The organism is Acidobacteriota bacterium, from assembly GCA_030949985.1.
GTDB lineage: Bacteria > Acidobacteriota > Polarisedimenticolia > J045 > J045 > JALTMS01.
The window spans coordinates 204297-214288 of the sequence record JAUZRX010000015.1 but is presented as its reverse complement, the minus strand read 5'-3'; the positions used below and the strand labels follow the sequence as shown (position 1 = coordinate 214288).

At 72.0% G+C, this 9992-nt stretch carries 8 protein-coding genes; 1 reads left to right on the top strand and 7 read right to left on the bottom strand.

All coding sequences use genetic code 11. The features are described 5' to 3' along the window. Nucleotides 1-699, top strand: a 699-nt coding sequence (rnc, locus tag Q9Q40_03640; GenBank protein MDQ7006301.1) for a ribonuclease III, incomplete at its 5' end; no start/stop codon positions are given. Between the two features lie 57 nt (nt 700-756). Here the strand turns inward: rnc and Q9Q40_03635 are convergent. The 7 genes from Q9Q40_03635 to Q9Q40_03605 form a co-directional block, all read right to left on the bottom strand. After that, nucleotides 757-3153, bottom strand: coding sequence for a DNA translocase FtsK 4TM domain-containing protein (locus Q9Q40_03635; GenBank protein MDQ7006300.1), 2397 nt, complete (start codon nt 3151-3153; stop codon nt 757-759). A gap of 208 nt (nt 3154-3361) precedes the next feature. Beyond that, nucleotides 3362-4183 (bottom strand): undecaprenyl-diphosphate phosphatase, encoded by an 822-nt coding sequence (locus Q9Q40_03630; GenBank protein ID MDQ7006299.1) that lies wholly within the window; start codon nt 4181-4183, stop codon nt 3362-3364. Then, nucleotides 4180-5850: a ribonuclease J gene (locus tag Q9Q40_03625; protein MDQ7006298.1), complete on the bottom strand. Its 1671-nt coding sequence runs from the start codon at nt 5848-5850 to the stop codon at nt 4180-4182. The genes Q9Q40_03630 and Q9Q40_03625 overlap by 4 nt, the downstream gene beginning before the upstream one ends. A 40-nt stretch (nt 5851-5890) precedes the next feature. Next, a complete protein-coding gene (gene rsmA / locus Q9Q40_03620; protein ID MDQ7006297.1) occupies nt 5891-6772 on the bottom strand; it encodes a 16S rRNA (adenine(1518)-N(6)/adenine(1519)-N(6))-dimethyltransferase RsmA in 882 nt (293 codons plus the stop codon). Next, the gene (locus Q9Q40_03615; protein ID MDQ7006296.1) at nt 6773-8257 is read right to left on the bottom strand and encodes a chemotaxis protein CheW; all 1485 of its coding nucleotides are present in this window, start codon (nt 8255-8257) and stop codon (nt 6773-6775) included. Next, nucleotides 8254-8682, bottom strand: coding sequence for a hypothetical protein (locus tag Q9Q40_03610; protein ID MDQ7006295.1), 429 nt, complete (start codon nt 8680-8682; stop codon nt 8254-8256). The genes Q9Q40_03615 and Q9Q40_03610 overlap by 4 nt, the downstream gene beginning before the upstream one ends. Beyond that, entirely contained in the window at nt 8679-9953 is a 1275-nt protein-coding gene (locus Q9Q40_03605; protein ID MDQ7006294.1) for a methyl-accepting chemotaxis protein, read from the bottom strand. The genes Q9Q40_03610 and Q9Q40_03605 overlap by 4 nt, the downstream gene beginning before the upstream one ends. Nucleotides 9954-9992: the final 39 nt, after the last annotated feature.

Sequence of the window (9992 nt, the reverse complement as noted above, 5' to 3'; positions counted from 1 at the left end):
GCGCTCGGCTACACGTTCAAGGACCGCGGCAAACTTCACCAGGCCCTCGTGCACCGTTCCTATGCCCACGAGCGCGACCTGGACCACGACAACGAACCGCTCGAATTCCTCGGCGATGCCGTGCTGGGATTCCTGGTCGCCGAACGCATCGTTCGCCGGAGGCCCGACATGGGGGAGGGGAACATGACCCGGCTGCGCTCCTCGCTGGTCAACACCCAGAACCTGGCCGAGGAGGCGGGCCGGCTGGGACTGGGCTCGGCGCTCTTGCTGGGCAAGGGCGAGGAGGGCACGGGAGGCCGGTCCAAGCCGGCGCTGCTGGCCAACGGTTTCGAGGCGGTCATCGGCGCGCTGTTTCTGGACGGAGGCATTCGTCCCGTCCGGACCCTGGTCCGCAGACTCTTCACGAAGCGGATCGAACAGTGGCCCACCGATCACGCTTCCCGAATGGATGCCAAGACTCGCCTCCAGGAATTCTGCCAGGCCCGGGGATGGCCCCTGCCGGTCTACCAGGTCGTCCGGGAAAGCGGCCCCGACCACCAGCGGCGCTTTACCATCGAGGTGCTCGTCCAGGGGCGGAGCCGCGGCCGCGGCAGCGGAACGGCCAAACGCCGGGCGGAGCAGGCCGCGGCGGCCGACGCCCTCGAGCGGCTCGGCCGCTCCCGCGCCGAGGCCAGCACACCTGCACGGCGCAGGCACTGACGGCCCGCTCGAAAAGACTCTCGCGCGCGAGGAGCGGGCCTCCGGCGACCCCGGTCTTCAAAGGGGCTCTTCCCGGTCCTGCTGGTCCATCCGCTCGAGGAACTCCGTGCCCACTAGGCACGGACGGGGTTTGGAACCGTCCGCCGGCCCCAGGATGCCTTCCTCTTCCATCTGGTCGACGATCCGCGCCGCCCGGGAGTAACCCAGGCGCATCTTTCGCTGCAGGAAGGAGGTCGAGCCGTGCCCGGTGGCGATCACCAGGCGCACGGCCTTGCGGTAGACCGGATCCTCGCTCGCTCCCGCTGAACCCGGGCCCGCGCCGTCCCCCCCCGCGTCGGGAGGCTCGGCCAGCACGCTCTCGTCGTAGTTGGCCTTGGCCTGCTGCTTGAGCCAGGCCACCAGCCTCAGGCCTTCCTGCTCGGAGACCCAGGCGCCGTGAATCCGCAGCAGGCGCGACGAGCCGGGGGGGCGGTAGAGCATGTCGCCGGCCCCGAGCAGTTTCTCGGCCCCGGAAGCGTCGAGGATGGTCCGGGAGTCGATCTTGGACGCCACCCGGAAGGCGATGCGGGCCGGGAAGTTGGCCTTGATCGCACCGGTCAGCACGTCCACCGAGGGCCGCTGGGTGGCCAGCACCAGGTGCAGACCCACCGCCCGCGCCTTCTGGGCCAGCCGGGCGATGGCCTCCTCCACCTCCTGGCCGGTGGTCATCAGCATGTCCGCCAGCTCGTCGACGACGATCACGATGTAGGGCAGGGGCTCGGCCCGGGGCGCTTCCGCTCCATCGGGACGGGGCAGGCCCTCGAGGGCCCGGGCCACCGCCTTGGGGTCCTTGCGGTAGAGGTGGTTGTAGGCGTCGAGGTGGCGCACGTTGCAGGCGGCCAGGATGCGGTAGCGCCGTTCCATCTCCCGCACGCCCCATCGCAGGGCGTTGGCCGCCAGCTTCATATCGGTCACCACCGGCACGAGCAGGTGGGGCATGCCCTCGTAGATCCCCAGTTCGAGCATCTTGGGATCGACCAGGATGAATTTCACCTCGTCGGGCCGCGCCCGGTAGAGGATCGAGGAGACGATGGCGTTGAGGCCCACGCTCTTGCCCGACCCGGTGGAGCCGGCAATCAGCAGGTGGGGCATCTTGGCCAGCGACGCGCAGAAGATCTCACCGTCCTGGGTCTTGCCCAGGCCCAGCGTCAGCAGGTCCCTGGGGGTCGTAAAGGCTCTCGACTCGACGATTTCCCGCAGGGCGATGACTTCCCGCTTGCGATTGGGCACCTCCATGCCCACCGCCGAGCGTCCCGGGATTCGGGCGATGCGGACGGACTCCGCTTCGAGCCCCAGGGCCAGGTCGTCGGCCAGCCCCGTGATCTTCGAGAGCTTGATGCCCGCCTCGGGGCGGAATTCGAAAGTAGTCACCACCGGGCCGGGGTGGATCTCGGCCACCTTGCCGCCCACGGAGAACTCGGCGCATCGGCTTTCCACCTGGCGGGCGGTGGCCAGCAGCTCCTGTCGGTCCACCGGCTCGCTCTTGGGTGGTGGCGCCAGCAGCTCGGGCGGCGGCAGCCGGGGACGAGCGGTTCCGGGCAGTTCCACCGGAAGCCGGGCCTGTCGCGGGGCCGGGGACTTCCGCTTGCGGCGGGACGCCACGGCGGACCCGGCAGCCGGCTCGGGGCGGTCGACGATGGGAATCGGCTCGACCGGGTCCTCCGCCTCGGCCACCGCCTCCACCGGCTCGCGCGGGAGAGGCGAGGGGCGCGGCCACCAGCGCCGCAGCCGTGTCATCCAGTTGCCGGGACGCAGCCGCCACCACGGCTCCCGGGCCCCACGCACCTTGGGGGTGGAGGCCGGGCGCGAGGGCCGACGGGCCGAGGCCATCGAGCGCCGCATCCACCCGAGCCCCAGGGCCACACCGCGCCGGAGGAGTTCCGCCCCCTCAGCGGTGGACTCGGCCAGGGAGGATCGGGCGGCCAGGGCCAGGCCCGCGAGCATCACCGTCGCCGCCAGGATCACCGCCCCCACGTCACCGAAAACCCCCTCGAGGAAAGTCGCGACCATGTGACCGCCGGCGCCGCCGGCGAGCAGCGAGGCCTGGCGGAACTCGATCCGCCCCACGATCAGGGCCAGCAGCAGGGAGGTGGCCAGCCCCACGGCCCCCAAACCGGCCACGGCGCTCCGCCGAAGGGGCTCCTCGGCACCCCGCAGGCGGCGCAAGGCGGCGGCCAGCAGCATCAGCGGCAGGAACCAGGCTCCCAGGCCGAAGACCTCGTAGAGCAGGGCCGCGGCCTGGGCTCCGGCGGGACCGATCCAGTTGCGCGCGGGTCCCGGTCCGGAGGTGAAGAAGGATGGATCCCGCGGCGAGTAGGTAGCCAGGGCGATGACCACCAGCAGGGAAAGACCGGTCAGGACGATCCCGGCCATCTCCCGCCCCTTGGGCTGGTCGAGGAATTCGCGCAGTCGCAAAGTCTTCCCTCCGGCCCGGCGCCGTCCCGAACGGCCGCCCCCGGGCTGTCCCGCGCGGGCGGGCACGACGACTCCGGGGTGCGGACCCCACCCCGAAACTCCTTCCGTGCGGAAGATCCTAGCGCTGTTTGAACAGAAATGGAATGGCCCTCTCCGGCTCGTGGAGGCCTGACCATGGTCAACCCCTGTTCAGGCCACCGGAAAGCGCTCAGCGGAGCCAGAAAAACCAGACCAGGCCCGCGAGAAGCAGGCGGTAATAGCCGAAAGGGGCCAGGGAGTGCCGGGTCAGCCAGGCCACGAAGCCCTTGACCGCCACCGCAGCGCTGGCGAAGGCGACCGCCAGGCCGATGGCCAGGGCCAGGGGACCCACGCCCTCGATCAGGGTTCGGCCGTCGGTGAGCAGGTCGAGAAAAGTCGCCCCCCCCAGGGTCGGCAGCGCCAGCAGGAAGGAGAACTCCGCGGCCGCCACCGGAGTCAGACCGATCCCCAGGCCCGCCAGAATGGTGGCCAGGGAGCGGGAAGTGCCCGGCCACATGGCCAGGCACTGGGCCAGGCCGATCAGCAGCGCTTGGCCGGGCCGCAGGTGCTCGAGGGAGGTCCCCTGGGCGCTGCGGCGGCGCTGGAGCCCGCCGCTGAAGACCATGGCCAGGCCACCGAGCCCCAGGGCGGCGGCCACCGGGGTCGGGTGAAAGAGGTAGGCCTTGATCAGGTCTTTGAGCAGCAGGCCGATCACCGCGGCGGGTAGAAAGGCCACCACCAGGTTGATCAGCAGCCGGCGCCCCGCCGGATCGCGACCCCACAGCCCGGCGAGCATCTGCCGAACCCGCTGGCGGTAGAGTCCCAGAACGGCGAGGATGGCCCCGGCCTGAATAACGATCTCGAAACTCTTGACCGCGGGGCTCTCCCCCAGGCCCAGCAGTCGAGAGGTGAGAATCAGGTGCCCGGTGGAAGAGACCGGCAGGTACTCGGTAAGCCCCTCCACCAGACCCAGCAGGGCCGCGTCGAGGGGCGTGACGGTGATCGGCATCATCGGCTTTCCTCTTGCTTGTCCAGCGCCGGACCCGGATCGAGAATCACGACCACCTGGGGCCGGTCCCGTCGACCCGAGCGCAGAAACCTCGAAACGCGGCGGGCCACCAGCTCTTCGAGGCCCGGATCGGGCCGGCTCACCCCCTCGAGCAGGGTCCGGACCATGGCCTCGACCCGCCCGGAACGGCCGGCGTCTCCCTGCCACTGCGGGATGCCCAGCGCCTCGGAGCGGATCCGGGGCTCCTCCCGCCCCGGATCCCAGCTGGCACGCACCACCACCACGCCGCCCTTGCCCAGGCGCCGGCGATCCCGGATCTCTTCCCGGGCCAGGTGGCGGCCGGCATCGTCCAGCACCCGGGGGGAGAGTTCCACCCCCTCGCCCCGTCGGGCGGTGGAGGCATCGAGAAGCAGGCTCTCGCCGCGCTCGAGGATCTCCACCCGCCCGGGACCAGCACCCAGGGCCCGGCCGAGTTCCGCGCAGCGCTCGAGATGCACCCGGTCCCCGTGGATCGGCAGGAGGATCTCCGGGTGGATCCGGGCGATGAACTCGGTGATTTCTTCCCGGTTGCCGTGGCCCGAGGCGTGGAGCCGCGGGTCGTCCCGGGCGCTGACCACCGGGCAACCCAGCCGCAGGAAGCGGTCCTCGAGAGCGCCGACCTGCACCTCGGAGCCGGGAATCGTGCTTGAAGAGAGGAGCAGCAGATCGCCGCGTCCCACCGCCACCCCGGGGAAGTCGCCGCGGGAAATCCTGGACAGCGAGGAGCCGGGCTCCCCCTGGCAGCCACCGGCCAGGTACAGCCGGGCGGCCGGCGGCTCCCGGGCCAGTTCTTCGGCACTCACCAGCAAACCGGGAGGGGGCGCCCAGCTCCCCATGTCCACGGCGCGGCGCAGGACTTCGTTCATCCGCTGGCCCAGGGGAGCGACCCGGCGCCCCGCCGCCCGCGCCACCTCGGCGACCGCCTCGAGACGGTGGAGATGGCTGGCGAAGGTGGAGACCACCACCTGGCCCCGAGCGCCCAGGATGTGTTCTTCCAGGGCCGGTCGCACTTCGCTCTCCGACCGGCTCCGGCCTCGGCGCCGCGCTCCGGTGGAATCCACCATCAGCACCCGTACCTTGCCCCGGGTCAGTCGGCGAAACGCTTCGAAATCGGTGGGCGCGCCCCTCCACGGACGGGGATCGAGCTTGAAGTCGCCGCTGTGGACCACGCTGCCCACGGGCGTCCGGATCAGCACGGCCCGGCTCTCGGGAGCCGAATGGGTCACCGGCAGCAGGTGAAAGGCGAAGGGGCCGCACTCCACCCGTTGCCCCCCGTCGACCGTCCGCCCGACCAGGCGCCTGCCGGTGACCTGTTCGTAGCGGTCGCGGGCGGCCGCCAGGGTCCAGGCGGAGCCGTAGACGGTCGCCCCCTGCCAGGCTGCGGGCAGCCAGGCCAGCCCCGCCGCGTGGTCGTCGTGGGCGTGGGTCAGAACGATCCCCGCCAGGCGCTCGCAACGGCCGACCAGCGGTTCGGCGTCGGGCACCACCCGGGTGGCTCCCACCGGCGCACCCCGCGGAAACCCGATGCCGAAGTCGATCAGCAGCCCCACCCGCTCCCAGACGAGCAAGGTGGCGTTCTGCCCGAACCCGCCGCTGCCGCCGACGGAGACGATCTCGAGAGCGCTGTTCATCGGCGGGATTATCCCACCGGCCGGGGAGGGCGCACCCCGCTCATCGGGACGCCCCGGCGATGGCGTCCAGTCGCCGCCCCAGTGCGAGCCAATCCTCGGCGGGCACCGCCTCGGCCCGGGCGTCGGCGGGCAGGCCCCGGCCGACGAGGAACTCCCGCACCGCCTCCTTCCAGGGTCCCAGGTTGCCGGCGAGGGTCTTGCGCCGGTGACCGAAGCCGCGAAAGAGCCAGCGCTCCAGGTTCTCGACGTCGCCGGCGGCCAGGGGGGCCCGGGGGTCGACGACCAGGCTGAGCACCGCCGAATGCACCTTGGGCCGGGGCCGGAAGAGGGAGGGAGGCAGGGCGAGGAGCCGGCGGGGTCGGCCCCGCAGTTGACTGATCACGGCCAGGGGCCCGTAGGCCTTGGTCCCGGGCCGGGCGAGAAAGCGATCGACCACCTCCTGCTGCAGGACGACCTGGAAGTCCGCCACGGCCGACACCCGCAGCAGGCGTCGCACCACGGCGGTTCCCACGTTGTAGGGCAGGTTGCCAATGACGCGAAAGGCGCCGCCGAGTTCTTCGGCCAGGGCCTCGAAGTCGGTCTCCAGGGCATCGCCGAGCCGCACTTCCAGCGCGGGCGACGCTCCCAGCTCCCGCAGCAACTCTTCGTGCAACAGGGGGTCGATTTCGAGGGCCACCAGCCGCCGAACCCGGGAAGCCAGTTCCCGGGTCAGGGCACCCCGGCCCGGCCCGATCTCCACCACGGGCAGGGCCCGTCGCTCGCCGGCGACGTCCCCCAGGAAGAGGTCGACCAGCCGGCGGGCCACCGCGGGCGAGGCAAGAAAGTTCTGGCCCCAGCGGCGGCGTGCCGGCGGCCAGGACCCGGGACTCGAAGGAGGCATCGGCTGGATCTCGGGCCGGTCGACGGGGATGTGGACCGGCACTCAGGGATTGTCCACCAACCGCTGGGGATCGACCACCAGCGCCACGCCGCCTTCGGGGAGAACGGCGGCCCCCGCCCAGGGCCCCTGCCGGTCCAGGGGCGGCCCCAGGGAGCGGACGACCAGTTCCCGGCGACCGGCTATCTGGTCCACCTTCAGACCCACCCGGCCCCCTTCGCGCTCGATCACCAGGCAGGCGGCGTGGGGGTCGGGGGGAGCCGCCTCCCGGAGCCCCAGGCGCCGGGACAGGGAGTCGATCTCGTCGGGGAGGCCCTCGGTGACCGAGGCGGGTTCCACGCCTTCCAACACATGACGGACCGTGGTCACGGGCACCGCGAAACGATGTTCGCCACAACGCACGAGAAAGACGTCCACCAGGGCGACGCGGGTGGGAATCTCGAAACTCGCCGCAAAGCCGCCACCGGGGCGGCTGGCCAGGTGCAAGCGGCCGCCCAGTCTCTCCACCTGGGCCCGCACCGCCGCCAGCCCCACCCCCCGACCGGCCAGCAGGTCGGCCCGCCCCCGGCCCGACATGCCCGGGGTGGCCAGCAGCCCCAGCGCCCGGCCCTCGTCCAGGCGGTGATCGGCGCCGGCGGGCAGGACCCCCCGCTCGACAGCCCGCTGGACCACGGCGGCGGCCTCGATCCCCCGGCCGTCGTCCCGCACCACGAAACGGACCCGGTCCTTGCCCGCACCGATCTGCAGGTCGATGCGACCCCGTTCGGGCTTGCCCGCCCGCAGGCGCTCTTCCGGCGCCTCGATGCCATGGGCCACCGCGTTGCGCAGGAGTTGCCCCAGGGGATCGACCAGGCGCTCGAGGAGCGTGCGATCGATGCGGGTGGACTCGCCCCGAACCGACAGGGCCACCTTCACACCCTGCTCCCGGGCCCAGTTCCGCAGTGCCCGCTCGAGGAGGGGCAGCAGGCCTCGCACGGGCAGCAGGCGAATCTCCAGGATCTCCCGCCGCAGTCCCCGGACGGCCTCGGCCAGGGTGTCCCGGATGGCCAGCATCCCGGGATCGTCGGGCAGACCGAGCACGTGTTCGAGACGCTGCTGGGAGACCGACAGGCTCATCACCAGGTCGAGCAGGCGATCGAGGCGGTCGGCGTCGACCCGCACCGGCGGCAGGGCGCCCCGGGCCTGGGAGAGGATCTCCCCGGCGGTGGTGTCCTCCTCGAAGCCTTCCATGCGGTCCAGGCGGCCCAGGGCCCGGCGGCAGTGACCGGCGAGGGCCTCGATGGCGCCGGCGTCGAGGCCCCGCCCCGCACGCCGGGCCTCGTCCACCGTTTCCTCGGCTTCGTGCAGGCTTTGCCGGAGGTCGTCCAGGCCCAGGGACGCCGCCATGCCCTTGACGGAATGGAAACGGCGGAACAGCTCGTCGAGGCTCCGGGCGGAGTCGGGCACCAGCTCCCGAAGCTCCTCCAGGGCGGCGGCGAGGTGGGTGCGGGCCTCGTCGCAGAAGATCCCGAGCAATTCGCTGCGGTTCATGGGGCGGGCTGCACCGCGGGGGCGAAGCGGGCGACGATCGCCTTCGCATCGAGAACGACGCCGGACTCCGGGGACCCGCGGAGGGGACGCAGGGTCGCCGAGGGCGGCAACCCGAAGGCCAGATGGTTCAGGGGTGGGGCCAGGAGCAGAGCCTGCACGCCCCCGGCGCCCAGTTCCGCCGGGGAGGAGGCCAGGCGGCCCCGTCCCTCGAGCCACACGCTGGGATCGATCAGGGTCACCGGCCGCCCCCTGAGTTCAGCCAGGCCGATGACCCCCTCCGGAGAGTGGGGCACCGGCAACACGGTCAGGGCGGGTTCGACCCGGCCGGCCACCTCCACGTCCAGCAGCAGCAGCCCGCCGGGCAGGTGCAAGGCGAGGTGCCGACCCCGGTCGGCGCGCGCCACACCGGCGTCCTCTCCGCTCACCGTGCCTCCCGCTCTTCGCCGCCGAGGCGGAAGACCGCGCACAAGTCCCGCAGCCGGCCCGCCGTGTCGGCCAGCCCCACCGCCGAGTGCGCCATGGCGTCCATCGAGCGGTTCTGCCGCGCCGTGGCCGCCGAGGTCTCCTCGATCCCCTCGGCGCCTTCGCTGGCGATGCGGGAGATCTCCTCCATGCCCTCGACCAGTTCTTCCATCCCCTGGACCTGCTCGGCGGCCAGGCCCGCGATCTCCTCCACCTGGCGCACCAGGGGCAGCACGCCGCCGGCGATGTCGCGCAGCGTCTCGCTGGCGCCGGAGACCACCGAGCGGCCGTGGCGGGTGGCCTGGGTCGCCTCCTGCATGGTGGCGATGACCCGGCCCGAACCGGAGTTGATGTGGTCGGCGAAGCCGGAGATCTTCTCCGCGTAACGTCCCGCCCGCTCGGCCAGCAGGCGCACTTCCTCGGCGACCACCGCGAAACCCTCGCCGTGCTCGCCGGCCCGGGCCGCCTCGATGGCCGCGTTGAGCGCCACCAGGTGGGTCTGCTGCGCGATGCTGGCGATCATCTCCACGGTCTTGTTGATCGACAGGGCCTGCTCGCGAAAGCCCTCCACCGTGCGGCTCATCGCCTCGATGCGAGCGCCGAGATGCTCGAGTTCTTCGTCGGCCCGGGAGGCCAGCTCCCGTCCCCGGCCGGCGGCGTTGCCCGCCTGCCGCGTCAGTTCGAGGGCCGCCGCCGCCCGCTGACCGATGCGCTCGGCCGAGGCGGCCACCTTGTGGGTCACCCGGGAAGTCCGGTGAATGCGTTCCACCGTGCTCTCGGCGCCGGAGGCCAGGCGGCGTGCGGTGCCCGAGATCTCCTCGGTCAGCCGGGAGAGATCCCGCGCGGCGCTGGAGAGATCCTGGGCCGAATCGCTCATCTGCCCCGAGGTCTCCTGCAATTCCGTCAGCACGTGTACCAGCGAGTGGCGCATCATGGCGAAGGAGGCGGCCAGATCGTCGATCTCGTCCCGACCCGACCAGTCGGGCGAGACGGGAATCGTCGCGGTGAGATCCCCGTCGGCGATCACCCTCGCGGCCTGGGCCAGGCTCGACAGGCGCCGGGAGAGATGCTGGGCGAGCAGCACCGCCCCCCCCAGGCTGAGCAGGAGAATCAGGCAGAGGGTGAACACCGCCGCACCCAGCCCCAGGTGCCGCTCGAGCAGGCGGGTGGCCAGAACCGAAATCCCGGTGAAAGCCGCGATCAACATGAAGGCGGCCGCCAGTTTCTGCTTCATCGCTCTCCATCGGAACGCACCGAGCGGTCCCAGGTGGAA